Origin of the sequence: Actinosynnema sp. CA-299493, assembly GCF_050946825.1 — a bacterium.
Classification (GTDB): Bacteria; Actinomycetota; Actinomycetes; order Mycobacteriales; family Pseudonocardiaceae; genus Actinosynnema.
The window spans coordinates 705,295-723,458 of the sequence record NZ_CP191993.1; the positions used below are offsets into that span (position 1 = coordinate 705,295).

Below are 18,164 nucleotides of genomic sequence, written 5' to 3' on the forward strand. Positions count from 1 at the left end.
TCGGCGGTGTTTGCCATGATCTGGACGTGGACGAACTTGATTCGGCGATCACCAGGAATCTGCAACTGGATGCGCGGCTGACCAACCGCGAGCTGGCCCGGCGTCTCGGCGTCGCGCCGTCGACGTGCCTGGAACGCGTGCGCGCGCTACGCGAGCGCGGCGTGATCAGGGGCTATCACGCGGACGTCGACCTGGGCGCGCTCAACCGCCCCGTGCAGGCGTTCGTCGCGGCCCGCCTGCGCCCGATGAGCCGCGCCGTGATCGCCAACTTCAAGGCGGCCATCGGCGCCCTGCCCGAGGTGACCGCGATGTACGTCGTGGCGGGCGACGACGACTTCCTCATCCACCTCGCCGTGCCGAACCTGGAACACCTGCACGCGTTCCTCATCGACCGCCTGAGCGAACGCCGCGAGGTCATCAGCTTCCGCAGCTCGGTGATCTACGAGAGCATCCGCAACCCCGTGCTCACCGAGCTGCCGCGCTGACCCGCCCCTCGGTCAGTTCCACGACGGGAGCCACTTCTGGGCGTCCCACACCTCCGGGGTGATCGGTATGCCGTTGAGGATCGGCCACAGCCACACGAAGTTGGCCACGACCAGGCCCACGTACAGCGCCACCGCGAGCAGGCCGGTGCCGCGGCGTTCCCGGCCGTCGGTCCGCCTGCCCAGGACCTCGCCCAGCGCCAGCGCGATGCCCAGCGCCAGGAACGGCGCCATCGGCATCGCGTAGAAGTAGTACATCTGCCGGTCGACGTTGATGAACCACGGCAGGAAGCCCGCGCCGTACCCGACCAGCACGGCCGCGTACCGCCAGTCCAGCTTGGCGATCGACTGCCACATCGCCCACGCCAGCATCGGGAACGACACCCACCACAGGGCGGGCGTGCCGATCAGCATGATCGCGCCGACGCAGCTCGGCCCGCCGCAGCCCTGCACCGAGCCCTCGAAGTAGTAGAGCATCGGCCGCAGGCCCATCGGCCACGTCCACGGCTTCGACTCCCACGGGTGGCGGTTGGTCTCCGACGTCACCAGCTTGGTGTGGAACTCCAGCACGTTGCCGCTGTAGTACCAGAGCGCCCGCAGCGGCGCCGGGATCCAGCCGTCCTCGGGGATCTTGGTGCCCGCGATGTGCCGGTCGATGGCCGTCTCCGACGCGAACCACGCCCACCACGTGGCCAGGTACGCCAGCATCGGGATCACCAGCAGCGCGAACAGCGACGGCAGCAGGTCCTTCGCGAACGCGCCGAGCCACGGCCGCTCCACCCCCGCCGAACGACGCGCCAGCGCGCTCCAGAGCACCGACAGCACGCCGAAGAACGCGATGTACCACAGACCGGACCACTTCACGCCGCACGCGAGGCCCAGCGCGATCCCGCCCGCGAACCGCCACCAGCGGAAACCCAGCCACGGGCCGTACGGCGAGTTCGTCGCCCAGCCCTCGCGCACCGCGACGGCCAGCCGCGACCGCACCTGGTCCCGGTCCACCACCAGGCACGCGAACGCCACCACCACGAAGAACGTCAGGAACGCGTCCAGCATCCCCATCCGCGACTGCACGTGGCTCATGCCGTCCGCGATCAGCAGCACGCCCGCGATGGCGGCGATCAGGTCCGACCGCGTCATCCGCCGCGCGATCCGCACCACGAGCAGGATCGTCAACGTGCCCGCGACCGCCGACGCGAACCGCCAGCCGACGCCGTCGTAGCCGAACAGCCACTCGCCGATCGCGATGAGCTGCTTGCCCAGCGGCGGGTGGACGATCAGCTCGTAGCCGGGGTTGTCCTCGTACCCGCCGTTGCGCAGCACCTGCGCGCCCTGCGGCACGTAGTGCTTCTCGTCGAAGATCGGGGTGCCCTTGTCGGTCGGGAACCCGAGGTTCCAGAACCGCACCACACCGCCGATCAGCGCCACGGCCAACGTGACGAGCCAGCCCCTGAGGGCGTCGCTCATCGCGCCGGGCTCCAGCTGGCGGGCCCGCTGTTCGCGGTCGTTGCCCGGTGGCGGGCTCGTCGGCGGTACCCCGCCCGCGTCAACCACGTCGTCTGCGGACTGCGGTGCGATCAGGCTCACGCGCACGATCGTAGGGTGAGGGACGTGAGACCTGTATCTGGATCAGGCCGTTTGGTGCTGGCGGCTACCCCGCTCGGCGACGTCCGGGACGCTTCACCGCGCCTGGTCGAGGCGCTGGGCACGGCCGAGGTGATCGCGGCCGAGGACACCAGGCGGCTGCGGTCGCTCGCTTCGGCCCTCGACGTCACGCCGACGGGGCGGGTGGTCAGCTTCTACGACCAGGTCGAGACGGCCCGGCTGCCCGGCCTGCTGGAGGCGCTGCGGGACGGCCGCACGGTGCTGCTGGTGACCGACGCCGGCATGCCGAGCGTGTCCGACCCCGGCTACCGCCTCGTGGCGGCGTGCGTGGAGGAGGACATCCGGGTCACGTGCCTGCCCGGCCCGTCCGCCGTGACGACCGCGCTGGCCGTGTCGGGCCTGCCGTCGGACCGCTTCTGCTTCGACGGCTTCCCGCCGCGCAAGCAGGGCGAACGCCGGCGGTGGTTCGGCGGCCTGCTCGACGAGTCCCGGACCTGCGTCTTCTTCGAATCACCGCACCGGCTGGCGGACACCCTCGCCGACGCCGCCCACGTGCTCGGCGCGGACCGCCGCGCCGCCGTGTGCCGGGAGTTGACGAAGACGTACGAGGAGGTCAAGCGGGGCGGTCTCGGCGAGCTGGCCGAGTGGGCGGCCGAGGGCGTGCGCGGGGAGGTCACCGTCGTGCTGGCGCCCGCCGAGGCCCGCGAGACCCCGCCGATGGAGGCGCTGGTGGCCGAGGTGCGGCAGCGCGTGGCCGACGGCGAGCGGATGAAGACGGCGGCGGCGGAGGTCGCGGAGGCGGCGGGGGTGAGCAAGAAGGCCCTGTACGACGCCGCGATCAGCCAGGGCTGAGACGACCGGGCAGGCGACCGCCAGACGACCGGGCAAGCCGCCGTCAGCCGACCGGGGGATCTTCCGCGCCCGGCCCCTCGCGGACTGCCCAACCCGCCAAAAACCGCTGGGAGCGGCTCCGTAGGCTTGGCCCATGAGTGCCTCCGTGCTGACCGCGGTGGCGTGGCCCTACGCCAACGGCCCCCGCCACATCGGTCACGTCTCCGGTTTCGGTGTCCCCTCCGACGTGTTCTCCCGCTACATGCGCATGTCGGGCAACCGGGTGCTGATGGTCTCCGGCTCGGACGAGCACGGCACACCCATCTCGGTGCAGGCCGAGAAGGAGGGCGTGTCCACCCGCGAGCTCGTCGACAAGTACCACCGCGTGATCGCGAACGACCTCCAGGGCCTCGGCCTGTCCTACGACCTGTTCACCCGGACCACCACCGGCAACCACCGCAAGGTGGTCCAGGAGCTGTTCCTCGCCCTCTGGCGCAACGGCTACGTCATCCCGAAGACGGAGATGGGCGCGATCAGCCCCTCCACCGGCCGCACCCTGCCCGACCGCTACATCGAGGGCACCTGCCCGATCTGCGGCTACGACGGCGCCCGCGGCGACCAGTGCGACAACTGCGGCAACCAGCTCGACCCCGTCGACCTGAAGAACCCGCGCTCGCGCATCAACGGCGAGACGCCGAAGTTCGTCGAGACCGAGCACCTGTTCCTCGACCTCCCGCAGTTCATCGACGCGCTCGGCGGCTGGCTCCAGACCCGCACCGAGTGGCGCCCGAACGTGCTCAAGTTCAGCCAGAACCTCATCAGCGACCTGCGCCCGCGCGCCATCACCCGCGACCTGGACTGGGGCATCCCCATCCCGCTCGACGGCTGGAGCGAGCAGCCGATGAAGCGCTTCTACGTGTGGTTCGACGCCGTGATCGGCTACCTCAGCGCGTCCGTCGAGTGGGCCCGCCGCAGCGGTGACGACGACGCCTGGAAGGAGTTCTGGACCGGCGACGCCCAGGGCTACTACTTCATGGGCAAGGACAACATCGTCTTCCACTCGCTGATCTGGCCCTCCCTGCTCCTGGGGCAGAACGGCCAGGGCGCGAAGGGCGGCGAGCCCGGCTCGTTCGGCACGCTGAACCTGCCCACCGAGGTGGTCAGCTCCGAGTTCCTGACCATGAGCGGCTCGAAGTTCTCCACGTCGCGCGGCACGGTGATCTACGTCACGGACTTCCTGAAGGAGTTCGGGCCGGACGCGCTGCGCTACTTCATCTCGGTGGCCGGCCCCGAGAACCAGGACACCGACTTCACCTGGGAGGAGTTCGTCCGCCGGACGAACTTCGAGCTGGCCAACGAGTGGGGCAACCTGGTCAACCGGTCGATCTCGATGGCGCACAAGAACGTGGGCGCGATCCCGAGGCCCACCAGCCCCACCCAGGCCGACCACGAGCTGCTGGAGCTGTCCCGCAGGGCGTTCGACGTGGTGGGCGCGAACCTGCGCCGCTCCCGGTTCAAGCAGGCCTCCGGCGAGGCGATGAAGGTGGTCGGCGCGGCCAACCGCTACCTGTCCGACCAGGAGCCGTGGAAGCTCAAGGACGACCCGGAGCGCCGCGACACCGTGCTGCACACCGCGTTGCAGGTCGTGCAGGACGCCAACGCCCTGCTGACGCCGTTCCTGCCGCACTCGGCGCAGAAGGTGCACGAGGCGCTGGGCGGCACGGGCGTGTGGGCGGCCCAGCCGCGGTTGACCGACGTCGCCGACCTGGACGTGCCCGACCGCGAGTACCCGGTGCTGACCGGCGACTACGCGGCCGAGCAGGCGACCTGGGCGTCCACCCCGATCGAGGTGGGCAGGCCGCTGGCCAAGCCCGCGCCGCTGTTCGCGAAGCTCGACCCCGAGCTGGGCGAGACCGGTCCCGAGTGGGCCCCGATCGCGAAGTGACGAAACGCCGAGGCGAACGGCCACCGGTCCCGGACACCCTGCCGGCGCCGGTGGTCGACGCCCACACCCACCTCGACGCGTGCGGCGCGAAGACGCCCGACCAGGTCCGCGAGATCCTCGACCGGGCCACCCGGGCGGGGGTGGACCGCGTGATCACGGTCGCCGACGACCTCGACGCCGCGCGCTGGGCCGCCGAAGCCGCCACGTGGGACGACCGGGTGTTCGCCGCCGTCGCCCTGCACCCCACGCGCACGTCGGCGTTCGGCGAGGTGGAGCAGGCCGAGCTGAGCCGGCTCGCCGAGCAGCCCCGGGTGGTCGCGATCGGCGAGACCGGCCTGGACTACTACTGGGACTACGCGCCGAAGGCCGCCCAGCACGAGGCCTTCCGGTGGCACATCGACCTGGCCAAGCGGGTCGGCAAGCCGTTGATGATCCACGACCGGGACGCGCACGACGACGTCCTCGCGGTGCTCGACGCCGAGGGCGCGCCGTCCACCGTGGTCTTCCACTGCTTCTCCGGCGACCTCTCCTTCGCGCGCGCCTGCGTGGAGCGCGGGTTCGTGCTCTCGTTCGCGGGCACCACGACGTTCCGCAACGCCCACGCGCTGCGGGAAGCCGCACTGTGGGTGCCGGAGGACCACGTGCTCGTCGAGACGGACGCGCCGTTCCTCACGCCCCACCCGTACCGAGGTCGCCCGAACGAGCCGTATTGCGTGAACTACACGCTCCGGGACCTGGCGACGCTGCGTGAGGTCGACCTGGGTGAGTTGGCCACGAAGATCACCCGAAACGCCGAACGCGTCTTCGGTCTTCGTGACGCCGTGAAGTCGTAATCCTCCTTACGACGAATGGCGGACAGACTTGCTCCCCTGACGGGGTGACTGAACTCACAAGGGTTGTCGGGGTGTTGGCACAACCCCCGTCGACCCGTTACGGTCCCGTGACCGTGCCCCGAGTCGTGATCCGGGGCGCACCCGCAGTCGGGGCGGGTCACGTTGACACCAGAAGCGAGAAGCCGAACAAGTGCGGGAGTTGCCGGAGATCACCAGCTGACCACCGACACCGAACCCGTGCGCGTCGCCGGACTTCGCGCCTTCAGGAGGTATGGCACCCCGTGAACTCGTTCAACGAGGACACCGACTGGTTTACGCCCGTGCAGCCGACACCCTCGACCGGTGTCGACGTCCTGGACAGACCCGGGCCGCCGTCCGAATGGGACACCGCGGTGTTCACCATCACCCCGGACGACGTGCTGGAAGTGCTGGGACCGGACGCCGACGAGCTGCTCGCCGGGGCGAACGTCGACGTCGACGAGCTGATCCGGCTCATCAACGCCGAGACCACGCTCCTGCCGCCGATCATCATCCCCGACGAGGTCTCCCAGGACCGGGTCGCGAGCAGCCTGGCCGCCGAGCGGCCGAGCGCCCCGCCCGCCGCGCTGGTCGAAGCCGCGGGGAAGTGGAAGCGGCGCTTCCTGAAGGCCGCCGTCCTCACCGTGCTGGTCACCGTCTCCGGCGGCGGTGCCACCGCGATCGCGATGGACAAGTCCGTCACGGTCGACGTCGACGGCGAGGCCACCACCGTCCGCACGTACGAGTCGACCGTCGGCGAGATCCTCGCCGACGAGGGCATCGTGATCGGCGAGCACGACGCGCTGAGCCCGTCACCCCAGGCCAAGGTCAGCGACGGCGGGAAGATCTCGCTGGACCGCGGCCGGCTGGTGAAGATGACGGTCGACGGCGAGCAGCGCGAGGGCTGGGTCCGCTCGGTCACCGTGGACGAGGCGCTGGACCAGATGCAGGTGGCCGACGAGGGCGCCTGGCTCTCCCACGACCGCAACATGGACGTGCCCCTCGGCGGGCTGTCGCTCGAGGTCAAGAGCCTCAAGACCATCACGCTCTACGACGGCGGCAACGAGCCGCGGCAGATCAGCACGACCGCCGTGACCGTCGAGGAGCTGCTGAAGGGCGAGAACCTGTCGCTCGGCCCCGACGACAAGCTCGGGACCGCGTTCGACCTGCGCGTCACCAACGGCGCCGAGGTCCACATCACGCGCACCGGCGTGTCGGTGATCAACGCGACGGAGGCCATCCAGCCGCCCGTCGAGGAGGTCAAGGACGACGCGCTGATGAAGGGCCAGAAAGAGGTCCTGGACCCGGGCGAGGCTGGCGAGCAGATCGTCACCTACCGCGTCACGGTGAAGAACGGCGCCGAGGTCGGCCGCGAGAAGCTGGGCGCGAAGGTCACCAAGGAGCCGAAGCCGAAGAAGGTCAAGGTCGGCACCAAGCTCCCGCCCGACGGCGCGGTCTGGGACCAGCTGGCGCAGTGCGAGGCCACCGGCAACTGGGCCATCAACACCGGCAACGGCTACTACGGCGGCCTGCAGTTCAACAAGAGCACCTGGGACGCCTACGGCGGCTCCCAGTACGCCGCGTACCCGCACCAGGCGACCCGCGAGCAGCAGATCGCCATCGCCACCAAGCTCCGCGACGCGCGCGGCGGCTACTCGGCGTGGCCCCACTGCCAGTCGAAGCTCGGACTCTCGTAACACGGCGCCGCCTCCGGCGTCGCGGCGAGGTCGCCTGGAAGTCGACGCGACCTCGCGTGGTGGTCCGGGAGCGGTGGTGTGGAGAATGGGTCCGGTGACTGAGGATTCGACGACGGCCGGGCGCGGGAGCCACCTCCTGGGCCCGGCCGACGTCCGCCGGCTGGCCGCCGAGCTGGACATCCGGCCCACGAAGAAGCTCGGGCAGAACTTCGTGCACGACCCGAACACGGTGCGGCGCATCGTGTCGGCGGCCGACCTGCGCCCGGACGACGTGGTGCTGGAGGTCGGCCCCGGGCTGGGCTCGCTGACGTTGGCGTTGCTGCCCTCCTGCCGCGCGCTGGTGGCCGTGGAGATCGACGGCGTGCTGGCCGACCGCCTGCCGGTCACCGTGGCGGAGCGGGCGCCTCAGCTGGCCGAGCGGCTGTCCGTCGTGCACGCCGACGCGATGCGCGTCACCCCCGACCAGCTCCCGGTCGCCCCGACCGCCCTGGTGGCGAACCTGCCGTACAACGTGGCCGTGCCCGTGGTGCTGCACCTGCTGGCCGTGCTGCCGTCGTTGCGCACGGGCCTGGTGATGGTGCAGTCCGAGGTGGCCGACCGGATGGCCGCCGGCCCCGGCAGCAAGGTCTACGGCGTGCCCAGCGTGAAGCTCGCCTGGTACGCCGACGCCCGCCGGGCCGGCCCCGTGCCCCGTTCGGTGTTCTGGCCCGTGCCCAACGTCGACTCGGCGCTGGTCGCGTTCGACCGCCACGAGACGCTGTCCACTGTGGATCCCAAACGGCTGTTCGCCTTGGTGGACGCGGCTTTCGCGCAACGCCGCAAGATGCTGCGCGGCGCGCTGTCCGGCTGGGCCGGCTCGGCCGCCGAGGCCCAGCGGCTGCTCGTCGCGGCCGGCGTGGACCCGGCGGTGCGCGGCGAACAACTGGCCGTCGGTGACTTCATCCGGATAGCCGAGGTCGCCTCCACTCGGTAGTCGTTGATCTTTCGGCCGAAAGTGTGATTTGCCGGACGATCCTGTTTCGGGCTTGCGTCAGCCGGTCCTGGTCAGGTCTACTCGTGGTGCCATCCCGAGCGGCCGAGAGACCTGGCTCTACGACGCCGCAGCAACCACCCCTCCACGGGGGCAGGTGCTTCCGCCAGGAACGATGGAGGATCACGTGCCCAGGATGCGAACGCTCACCCGCCGGCGGGTCGTCGACCACGGCCGCCGGACCTCGTCGGCCTGTCGCAGCCGCTGACCAGCCGCAGGCACCTCGAATCCCCGAGTCCTTCACCCAGGACACCTTTCCGAGCTGAGCCGTCGGTCACGCACGCCATGAGCGTGTGCTGCCGCATGCCGTCGTGGAGCGAAAACGTGATCACTGTCGAGAACCTCACCAAGACCTTCCCCGGGAGTACCGGGCAGGTTCGCGCGCTGGACGGCGTGAACCTGGACGTCGCCGCGGGCACCGTGCTCGGCGTCGTCGGCCCCAGCGGGGCGGGCAAGTCCACCCTGGCCCGGTGCGTCGCGCTCCTGGAGCGCCCCGACAGCGGCGCGATCCGCGTCGACGGCACCGACCTCGTCTCGCTCGACGGCACCGCGCTGCGCGCCGCCCGCCGGCAGATCGGCGTTGTGCCGCAAGGGGATTCCCTGCTGCGCCAGCGCACCGCCGCGGGCAACGTCGCGCTGCCGCTGGAAGCCGCGGGCGTGGCCGGGCCCCAGCGCCGCACCCGCGTCGCCGAACTCCTCGACCTCGTCGGCCTGACCGACAAGGCCGGCTCGTACCCCGACCAGCTCTCCGGCGGGCAGCGCCAGCGGATCGCGGTCGCGCGGGCGCTCGCCGCGTCGCCGTCCGTGCTGCTGGCCGACGAGCCGACCTCCGCGCTCGACCCCGACACCACCGGCTCCGTGCTCGCCGTGCTCGACCGGGCGCGCGCCGAGCTCGGCGTGACGGTGCTCGTGGTCACGCACGACATGGGCGTGGTCCGGAAGATCTGCGACGACGTCGCGGTGCTGGAGGACGGCCGCGTGGTGGAGCACGGCAAGGTGCTCGACCTGGTGTCGGACGCCGCGAGCCGCACCGCCGCGTCGCTGTTGCCGGCCGTCGACCAGAACCCGGCCCTGGAAGGCTCGTTCGACCGGGTCGCGGACGTGGTGCTGATCGGCTTCGCCGCCGTGGGCGCGCTGCTGCCGGAGGCCACCAGCCGGTTCGGCGTGGAGCTGAACCTGCTCGGCGGCGGCCTGACCAGGCTGGGCGAGACCCCCGTGGCGCGGTTCCGCGTCGGGCTGAAGGGCGAGCGCGCCGACTCGGCGCTGGAGTGGATCTCGGAAGCGGGCGGCTCGGTGCGCCGGACCCTCTCGGGTCCTCAGGGAGTAGCTGCGTGAGGTCCGCAACACCCTGGTCCATCGTGTTCGACGACCTGCTGGTCGCCACCGGCGAGACGTTGTACATGGTGGTCGTCTCCACCCTGATCGCGGTGCTGCTCGGAGCGCCCGTCGGCATCTGGCTCCAGCTCACCGCTCCCGGTGGGCTGAAGCCCCGGCCGGTGTTGCACAAGGTGCTCGGGTTCGTCGTCGACCTCGGCCGTTCCATGCCGTTCCTGGTCCTGCTGGTGGTGCTGACCTCGCTGACGAGGCTGCTGCTGGGCAGCACCATCGGGCCGACGGCGGCCATCGTGCCGCTCGCCGTGGGCGCGATCCCGTTCGTCGGCAGGCTGGTCCAGAACGTGCTGGCCGAGGTGCACGTGTCGGTGGTCGAGGCCGCCGTCACCACCGGTTCGTCCACGCTGCGGATCGTGCGCAGCGTGCTGCTCCGCGAGTCGTTGCCCGCCCTGGTCAACGCCATCGGCGTGACCGCGATCGCGCTGCTGGGCTACTCGGCGATGGCCGGGGTGGTCGGCGGCGGAGGGCTCGGCGACCTCGCCGTGCGCATGGGCTACCAGCGGTTCAACGACCGCTACCTGTGGAGCACGGTCGTCGTGCTGGCGGTCATCGCCACCACGATCCAGTTCACCACCAACCGCGTGGCCCGCGGCGTCGACCGCCGCCGCACCGCGTCCGTCTGATCGTCTTTCTCCTCACCTAAGGAATGAAATGCGTATTCGTGCTGCCCTGCTGGCCGTGCTGCTGACCGCGGTGGGCTGCGGTAGTGGCGACACCGGCGCCGCGTCCGACCCGGCCGCGCCGCTCAAGGTGGGTGTGAGCCCGGTGCCGCACGCCCAGGTCCTCCAGTACGTCGCGGACAACCTGGCCGCGGCCAAGGGGCTCAAGGTCGAGATCGTCGAGTTCACCGACTACGTGCAGCCGAACACGGCGCTGGTGGACGGGTCGCTGGACGCGAACTACTTCCAGACCGTGCCGTACCTGGACACGTTCAAGGCGGAGAGCGGCGCGTCGCTGGAGTGGATCGGGCCGGTGCACATCGAGCCGCTCGGCGTGTACTCGAAGAAGCACAAGTCGCTGGCCGACCTGCCGTCCGGCGCCCGGGTGGCCGTGGCGAACGACGCGACGAACGAGGCGCGCGGCCTGAAGCTGCTGCAGGACAACGGGCTGATCAAGGTCACGCCGGGTACGGAGAAGACGGCGACCATCCGGGACATCGCGGAGAACCCGCGCGGGCTGGAGTTCGTCGAGCTGGAGGCCGCGCAGCTGCCCCGGTCCCTGGACGACACGGACGCGTCCGTGGTGAACGGCAACTACGCCATCGACGCCGGCCTGAAGCCCGCGTCCGACGCGTTGGCGCTGGAGAAGGCCGAGGGCAACCCGAACGCGAACGGCCTGGTCACCCGGTCCGAGCTGAAGGACGACCCGCGGATCAAGGACCTGCTGGCCCTGCTCCAGTCCCAGGAGGTCAAGGACTACATCAAGGAGACCTTCTCGGGCTCCGTCCTCGCCGTCTGACCCGCGAGTCCTACGTTCAGAACGACCGTGTCCTACGTTCAGGACACCTGAGTTCAACGCTCAGGCGCCGTGGGTCGGCTGATCAGCCGGCCTGAGCCGTCGTCCGGCCGGGTGTCCGGCCCGGTGCGCTGCCCGAAGGGCGAATGCTTCGCAGGGGTCCCCGCCAAGGGGACCCCTGCTTTGATCCTGCCCCAGAGGTCCGACAAAGCGGGTCAGGGTGGGGTCGGGCTGTGGACAACTGCGAGAAGAGCGGGCCGGAAGTGTCTTTCGCCGCAGGTCAGCGGTCGGTGGGAGCGGGCGACCCGGAAACGCCCGTAGGCTTCATGGCGTGCTCGCTGTCGTCCCACCCCCGGTCATCGTCCGCGTCCCGGCCAAGGTCAACCTGCACCTGGCCGTAGGCGACTCCCGCGCGGACGGCTACCACGACCTGGTGACGATCTTCCAGGCCTTGTCGCTGACCGACGAGGTGACCGTCGCCATCGCCGAGGACCCCGGCGTCGAGGTGCACGGCGAGGGCGCCGACTCGGTGCCCACCGGCGCGTCCAACCTGGCGTGGCGGGCGGTGCGGGCGCTGGCCCAGCACGTCGGCCGCGACCCGGACGACCCGAAGGTCCGCATCGTCATCCGCAAGTCCATCCCCGTCGCCGGTGGCATGGCGGGCGGCAGCGCGGACGCGGCGGCGACGCTCGTCGGCCTGGCCTCGCTGTGGCGGCTGGAGATCAGCCGGGACGAGCTGGCCGGCGTCGCGGGCAAGATCGGCGCGGACGTCCCGTTCGCCATCTACGGCGGCACGGCCCTCGGCACCGACCGCGGCGACCGGATCGTGCCCGTGCTGTCCCGCCACACGTTCCACTGGGTGCTGGCGTTCGACCGGCGCGGCCTGGCCACGCCCGAGGTGTTCGACGAGCTGGACCGGCTGCGCGCCGACGGCGACCCGCCCCGCGTCGGCGAGGCGGAAGCCGTGCTCGAAGGCCTGTCCTCCGGCGACCCGCGCCAGCTCGCCCTGCTCCTCGGCAACGACCTGCAGGCCGCCGCCGTGTCGCTGCGCCCCAACCTGCGCCGCACGCTGCGCGCGGGCGTGAACGCGGGCGCGTTGGCCGGCATGGTGTCCGGATCCGGCCCGACCTGCGCGTTCCTCTGCACGGACGGCGACTCGGCGGTGCGCGTGGCGGCCGAACTGGCGGGCGCGGGCGTCTGCCGGACGGTGCGCGTGGCGCAAGGACCGGTGCACGGCGCCCGCGTCATCGGCACCGAGGAAGCACCCCGGCCGATCCCGCCCGAGGTGCACGCGTGACCTACTCGCCCGTCTTCTTCGCCGCCAGGGTGACCTCGGTGTCGCAGTCGACCACCTGACCGGCCGGGACGCTCTGCGCGGTGGTGGTCCAGTTGCGGTCGACCACCAGCAGGCGCCCCTGCCCGGTCGCGTCCTCCTCGCGCAGCCGGTACAGGCCGGCGGCCTGCATGGTGTCCTGGGCGGCTTGGTGGACCATGCCGACCACGTCCGGCACCGTGCACGTCTTCGCGGGCCGCGTCACGGTCGGAGGTGGCTCCGTCACCGCAGGAGCGGTCACCGTAGGAACGATCACCGCGGTCGTGGTGGTCGTGCCCGCGGGTGGAGTGGTCGTGGCGCCGCATCCGGCGGCCAACAGGACGGCTAACGCGCCGACGACCCGTCTGAGCTGTGACATCGGACTCCCTGCCTCGGTGGTAGCCGGTACGTCGAACCCGGCCGGGACGTCGTTACCGGCGCGATAGCTAGGCTGGCGTACTGCGTTGTCACCCCCGTTCTCGATGAAGGTGCTGGTACATGGCCAACTTGGTCAACTTGGAGAACGTCTCCAAGTCGTTCGGCGTGCGTCCGCTGCTCGACGGCGTGTCCCTCGGCGTCGGCGAAGGCGACCGGATCGGGGTCGTCGGGCTCAACGGCGGCGGCAAGACGACGCTGCTGGAGGTGCTGGCCGGGCTCGCCGCGCCGGACGAGGGGCGCGTCAGCCAGAACCGCGGTCTGCGCATGGCCGTGGTCACGCAGCGCACCGAGCTGGCCGAGGGGTCGACGGTGCGCAACGCCGTGATCGACCCGCTCGGGTTCGACTCCGAGCACGAGTGGGCCTCCGACGCGCGGGTGCGGTCGATCCTCGACGGGATCGGCATCACCGGGTTCGGGCTGGACTCGCCGGTCGCCACGATGTCCGGCGGCGAGCGGCGACGGGTGGCGCTGGCGGCGGCCCTCGTGCAGGACCTGGACCTGGTCGTGCTGGACGAGCCGACCAACCACCTCGACGTCGAGGGCGTGCGGTGGCTGGCGGAGCACCTGCTGGCCCGTCGCACGGCACTCGTCGTGGTGACACACGACCGGTGGTTCCTGGACACGGTGTGCAGCCGCACGTGGGAGGTCGTCGGCGGTCGCGTCGAGCAGTACGAGGGCGGCTACGCGGACTGGATCTTCGCCCGCGCCGAACGCGGTCGGCTCGCCGACACGCTGGAGGAGAAGCGCCGCAACCTGGCCCGCAAGGAGCTGGCGTGGCTGCGGCGTGGCGCGCCCGCCCGCACGTCCAAGCCCCGCTACCGCATCGACGCCGCCGAGGCGCTGATCTCCGACGTGCCGCCGCCGCGCGACTCGGTGGAGCTGCTGGCGTTCGCCAAGCGCCGGCTCGGGCGCACGGTGCTGGAGCTGGAGGACGCGACGCTGACCGTGCCCGACCGGGTGCTGGTGCGCGACCTGACGTGGCGGATCGGGCCCGGTGACCGGGTCGGGATCGTCGGCGTGAACGGGTCGGGCAAGACGACGTTGCTGCGGGCGCTGGCCGGTGAGCGGGAGCTGGAGACCGGCCGGCGCGTGCAGGGGCAGACGGTGAAGCTCGCGCACCTCAGCCAGGAGCTGCACGACCTGGACGGGTCGATGCGGGTGCTGGAGGCCGTCGAGGAGATCGCGCGGCGGGTGGTGCTGGGCAAGCAGGAGATGTCGGCGTCGCAGCTGGCCGAGCGGTTCGGGTTCTCGTCGCAGAAGCAGTGGACGCCGGTCGGCGACCTGTCCGGCGGCGAGCGGCGGCGGTTGCAACTGTGCCGGCTGCTGATGGCCGAGCCGAACGTGCTGCTGCTGGACGAGCCGACCAACGACCTGGACATCGACACGCTGCAACAGCTCGAGGACCTGCTCGACTCGTGGCCGGGCACGCTGGTGGTGATCTCGCACGACCGCTACCTGGTGGAACGGGTGTGCGACAAGGTGGTGGCGCTGTTCGGCGACGGTGGGCTGACGGACCTGCCGGGCGGGATCGAGGAGTACCTGCGGCGGCGGGACAAGCAGAGGGAGGTCGCCGCCGTGCCGAGCGCGAAGCCGACGTCCGGGCTGTCTTCGGCGGCGGACCAGCGCGCGGCGCGCAAGGAGCTGTCCCGCCTGGAACGGCGCCTGGAGACGTTGCAGAAGAAGGAAGCCAAGCTGCACGCGGCACTCGCCGAGGCGGCCACCGACCCGGAACGACTGCTGGCCCTGGACGCCGAGCTGAAGGCCGTGATGGCCGAGGCCGAGGACGTCGAGACCCAGTGGCTGTCCGCCGCCGAATCCGCCGAAGCCTGACCATCCCGCGCGAGAGTCCTACGTTCACGCCGCGAGAGTCCTGCGTTCAGCGCACCTGAGTTCACCACTCGGCAGACCGGACGGTCGGTCCGAGCGTTGAACTCGGGGTGCGTGAGCGTAGGACTCTCGCACTGTGAACGTAGGACTCTCGCGGGCTGAAGGTAGGACTCTCGCGAAGGGGTCAGCGGTTGCGGCGGCGGAGTTCGGCGGTGAGCAGGGGCATCAGCTCGTCGACGAAAGCGCAGTCGTAGCCCTGGCCCGCCATCAACGACGTGGCGAACTTCGTCGTCGCCACCTCCTCCGACGACGCGCCGAGCATGCCGTCGAGCGCGATGCCGACCTCCTCCAGCACCCGGTCCACCTGGGACGTCCGGTACCCGCGTTGCGCCGGCCCCGCCGACGGGATCTTGATCGCCCGCAGCTGCTTCCACGACGTGATCGGCGGGATCGGGTCGGGTCGTGGCGGTCCGTCGCCCAACTGCCTCTCCACCCGCGCCAGGAACGCGTCCACCTCGGTCTCGTCGTACCCGCGCCGGCCGAACATGGGCCGGCTGAAGCGGACCTCGCGGACCTCGCGCGCGGTCAGGTCGTCCTGCCCCAGCAGCGTGTTCTCGATCCGGTCCAGGAACTTGTCGACCTGCGACTCCTGGTAGCCGCGCCGGCCGCGCGGCGGCTTGCCGAAGGCGGCGGTGCGGACGTCGCGAGCGGTCAACGGGCGCGTGCCCGGACCGGGACGAGGCCGCAAGGGAGGCGGGGGAGAGGAGGGAGAAGCGGGAGTGGCAAGAGGCGCGAGAGGGGCAAGAGGGGCGGGAGGCGTGCGGAGAGCGGAGGGAGCAGAGGAAGCGGGAGGAGCCAGGGCGGAGGAGGCGAGGGGAGTGCGGGGAACGGCGGCAGCGGGAGGTCCGGCCCAGGCCGGCATCCGCTCCAACGTCACCACGACGAGGTCGAGGAAGGTGTCCACGTCGTCCTCGTCGTACCCCACCTGCCCCGGCGGGGCGAAGCTGAACTCGAAGTCCTGCACTTCCCGGGCGGTCAGGTCGTCACGACCCGCCAGGGTGTCCTCGATCCGGTCGAGGAACGCGTCGATCTCGCCCTCGTGGTAACCCCGGTTCCCCGGTCTCGGCTTGTGGAACCGCACACCGCGCACGTCCTGCGGCGTCAGCCGGGCCGCCGGGCGCATCCCGGTCGACGTGGCGTGCGCGCCCTGCGCGGGAGCGGTGGCCTGGCGCCGCTGGGGCGTCGAGCCGAGCGTCTCGGCCACCAGGTCCATGAACGCGTCGACCTCGGCCGCGTAGTAGCCGGGCCGCGAGGGTCTGAACCGCACCTCGCGCACGTCCTGCTCGGTCACGTCGTCGCGGCCGACCAGCGTCGCCTCGAGGCGGTCCAGGAAGGCGTCCACCTGACCCTCGTCGTACCCGGGCTGGCCGGGCGGGGGGCGGTGGAAGGCGACCTGCCGCAGATCCTGCGCGCCCAACAGCGGCGCCGGATGTGCCGGCAGGTGCCGGCGAGCGTCGAATCCGGCCACCCGATTACCTCCTTCGTGTGATGTACCGGGGAGTATCGCCGGACGAAGCGCCCGATGTTTCGCCCTATCGGCTCAATGCGCCGGAAGATCGCTCTACCCTGGCGGACATGAGCCGGTTCGTGGACACGATGGTGGCAACCGCTACGGGTGCCGGGGGACAGGCGCGTGGCATGACCACGGGGGAGCCGAACGCCCCGATCCGCAGGTCGTGGGCGGAGGTGCACCAGCGGGCCACCCGCGTGGCGGGCGCGCTGGTGGCGGACGGGGTGGCGCGCGGCGACTCGATCGCCGTGCTCGCGGGCGACCCGGCCGAGATCGCGCCCGCAGTGCAGGCGGTGTGGCTGGCCGGCGGCAGCACGACCATGCTGCACCAGCCGACGGCCCGCACCGACCTGGCCGAGTGGGCCGCCGACACGTTGCGCGTGCTCACCATGATCGGCGCGAAGCTGGTGCTGCTCGGCGCGCCGTTCGACGCGCTGTCGGGCGTGCTGGACGAGAACGGCGTCTCCTACCGCAGGCTGGCCGAGCTGGACGGCGAGCCGCTGGCGGCGCCCGTCGACGTGGACGAGGACCTGCCCGCACTGTTGCAGCTCACCAGCGGTTCCACGGCCGACCCGAAGGCCGTCCGCATCACGCACGGCAACCTGTGGTCCAACGCCAAGGCCATGGAGATCGCCGCCGAGCTCGACCCGGAGACCGACCGGATGGTCTCCTGGCTGCCGCTGTTCCACGACATGGGGATGGTCGGCTTCCTGACCGTGCCCATGCTGTTCGGCATCGACCTGGTCAAGGTCACGCCGGTCGACTTCCTCGCCCGGCCCACCCTGTGGCCGGACCTGATCAGCCGCTACCAGGGCACCATCACGGCCGCGCCGAACTTCGCCTACGCCATCGCCGCCCGCCGCATGAAGGGCGTGGACGACGGCGCGTTCGACCTGTCGAAGCTGCGGATCGCGCTCAACGGCGCCGAGCCCATCGACCCGGCCGCGGTGAAGACGTTCACCGACGCGGGCGAGCGCTTCGGGCTGCGCGCCGAGTGCGTGCTGTGCGCGTACGGCATGGCGGAGACGACGTTGGGCGTGGCGTTCGCGCCGGTGTTCACCGGCCTCTCGGTCGACGTCGTGGACCCGGAGGAGCTGGAGGCGGGCCACCGCGCCGTGCCGGTGTCGCCGGACAGCCCGAACGCGCGGGCGTTCCCGCTGCTCGGGCCGCCGCTGCCGGGGCTGGAGGTGCAGGTGGTCGACACCGCGGGCACGGTGCTCGGCGAGCGCGAGGTCGGTCAGCTGCGGGTGCGCGGCGAGGCCGTGACGCCCGGCTACCTCACCGTGGACGGGCCGAAGGACACCCAGGACGCCGACGGTTGGCTGGACACCGGCGACGAGGGCTACGTGGTCGACGGTCAGGTCGTCGTCTGCGGGCGGCGCAAGGACGTGATCATCATGGGTGGGCGCAACATCTACCCCACGGACATCGAACGCGCCGCGACCGCCGTCGAGGGCGTGCGGGCGGGCAACGCGGTGGCCGTGCGGCTGGACGCGGGCACGCGGCGCGAGCGGTTCGCCGTGGTGGTCGAGTCGAAGCTGGCCGGTGAGGACGACGCGGTGCGGGCGCTGAGCAAGGCGATCAGCGCGCGGGTCGTGGACGCGGTCGGGCTGCGGCCGTTCTCCGTGGTCGTGCTCAAGCCGGGCAGCCTGCCCAAGACGCCGTCCGGCAAGCTCCGCCGTTCCGCCGCCGCGAGCCTGGTGCCCACCGCGTGACGTCGCCGACGGCG

The 18,164-nt window shown here is 71.4% G+C and carries 15 protein-coding genes and 1 riboswitch; of the genes, 12 read left to right on the plus strand and 3 right to left on the minus strand.

All coding sequences use genetic code 11. The features are described from left to right. Positions 1-26 precede the first annotated feature (26 nt). Positions 27-485, plus strand: a complete 459-nt coding sequence (locus tag ACQPYE_RS03540) for an Lrp/AsnC family transcriptional regulator (protein ID WP_498719097.1) — start codon at positions 27-29, stop codon at positions 483-485. Positions 486-497: 12 nt separating this feature from the next. On the opposite strand, the gene ACQPYE_RS03545 is transcribed toward ACQPYE_RS03540, so the two are convergent. Beyond that, positions 498-2,069, minus strand: coding sequence for a dolichyl-phosphate-mannose--protein mannosyltransferase (locus tag ACQPYE_RS03545; protein ID WP_498719098.1), 1,572 nt, complete (start codon positions 2,067-2,069; stop codon positions 498-500). 24 nt (positions 2,070-2,093) lie between these two features. Here ACQPYE_RS03545 and rsmI point away from each other — a divergent pair, with 24 nt between their 5' ends. From rsmI to ACQPYE_RS03590, 9 genes are all read left to right on the plus strand, one after another. After that, entirely contained in the window at positions 2,094-2,939 is an 846-nt protein-coding gene (gene rsmI, locus ACQPYE_RS03550; RefSeq protein ID WP_498719099.1) for a 16S rRNA (cytidine(1402)-2'-O)-methyltransferase, read from the plus strand. Positions 2,940-3,072: 133 nt separating this feature from the next. After that, positions 3,073-4,863: a methionine--tRNA ligase gene (gene metG, locus ACQPYE_RS03555; RefSeq protein ID WP_498719100.1), complete on the plus strand. Its 1,791-nt coding sequence runs from the start codon at positions 3,073-3,075 to the stop codon at positions 4,861-4,863. After that, positions 4,860-5,696, plus strand: a complete 837-nt coding sequence (locus tag ACQPYE_RS03560) for a TatD family hydrolase (RefSeq protein WP_498719101.1) — start codon at positions 4,860-4,862, stop codon at positions 5,694-5,696. Before metG ends, ACQPYE_RS03560 begins: the two co-directional genes overlap by 4 nt. Before the next feature lie 281 nt (positions 5,697-5,977). Continuing rightward, positions 5,978-7,411 carry a resuscitation-promoting factor gene (locus ACQPYE_RS03565; protein WP_498719102.1) on the plus strand — a complete coding sequence of 478 codons (1,434 nt, stop codon included), beginning with the start codon at positions 5,978-5,980 and terminating at the stop codon, positions 7,409-7,411. A 94-nt stretch (positions 7,412-7,505) separates the two neighbouring features. Continuing rightward, the gene (gene rsmA, locus ACQPYE_RS03570) at positions 7,506-8,384 is read left to right on the plus strand and encodes a 16S rRNA (adenine(1518)-N(6)/adenine(1519)-N(6))-dimethyltransferase RsmA (protein ID WP_498719103.1); all 879 of its coding nucleotides are present in this window, start codon (positions 7,506-7,508) and stop codon (positions 8,382-8,384) included. An 86-nt stretch (positions 8,385-8,470) separates the two neighbouring features. Then, positions 8,471-8,563: riboswitch (SAM riboswitch) on the plus strand. Between the two features lie 202 nt (positions 8,564-8,765). Next, the gene (locus tag ACQPYE_RS03575; protein ID WP_123744188.1) at positions 8,766-9,776 is read left to right on the plus strand and encodes a methionine ABC transporter ATP-binding protein; all 1,011 of its coding nucleotides are present in this window, start codon (positions 8,766-8,768) and stop codon (positions 9,774-9,776) included. Beyond that, complete coding sequence (locus tag ACQPYE_RS03580) at positions 9,773-10,456, plus strand: methionine ABC transporter permease (RefSeq protein WP_498719104.1); 684 nt, start codon at positions 9,773-9,775, stop codon at positions 10,454-10,456. Before ACQPYE_RS03575 ends, ACQPYE_RS03580 begins: the two co-directional genes overlap by 4 nt. 28 nt (positions 10,457-10,484) lie before the next feature. Continuing rightward, positions 10,485-11,291: a MetQ/NlpA family ABC transporter substrate-binding protein gene (locus ACQPYE_RS03585; protein ID WP_498719105.1), complete on the plus strand. Its 807-nt coding sequence runs from the start codon at positions 10,485-10,487 to the stop codon at positions 11,289-11,291. A gap of 328 nt (positions 11,292-11,619) precedes the next feature. Continuing rightward, complete coding sequence (locus ACQPYE_RS03590) at positions 11,620-12,585, plus strand: 4-(cytidine 5'-diphospho)-2-C-methyl-D-erythritol kinase (protein WP_498719106.1); 966 nt, start codon at positions 11,620-11,622, stop codon at positions 12,583-12,585. Position 12,586: 1 nt separating this feature from the next. Here ACQPYE_RS03590 and ACQPYE_RS03595 read toward each other — a convergent pair whose 3' ends face one another. Continuing rightward, entirely contained in the window at positions 12,587-12,979 is a 393-nt protein-coding gene (locus tag ACQPYE_RS03595; RefSeq protein ID WP_498719107.1) for a PASTA domain-containing protein, read from the minus strand. A gap of 119 nt (positions 12,980-13,098) precedes the next feature. Here ACQPYE_RS03595 and ACQPYE_RS03600 point away from each other — a divergent pair, with 119 nt between their 5' ends. Further along, a complete protein-coding gene (locus ACQPYE_RS03600) occupies positions 13,099-14,868 on the plus strand; it encodes an ABC-F family ATP-binding cassette domain-containing protein (RefSeq protein WP_498719108.1) in 1,770 nt (589 codons plus the stop codon). A 181-nt stretch (positions 14,869-15,049) separates the two neighbouring features. On the opposite strand, the gene ACQPYE_RS03605 is transcribed toward ACQPYE_RS03600, so the two are convergent. Further along, entirely contained in the window at positions 15,050-16,393 is a 1,344-nt protein-coding gene (locus tag ACQPYE_RS03605) for a DivIVA domain-containing protein (protein WP_498719109.1), read from the minus strand. 107 nt (positions 16,394-16,500) lie between these two features. Between ACQPYE_RS03605 and ACQPYE_RS03610 the strand changes: the two genes are divergently transcribed. Next, a complete protein-coding gene (locus tag ACQPYE_RS03610) occupies positions 16,501-18,150 on the plus strand; it encodes a fatty acyl-AMP ligase (RefSeq protein WP_498719110.1) in 1,650 nt (549 codons plus the stop codon). Positions 18,151-18,164 lie beyond the last annotated feature (14 nt).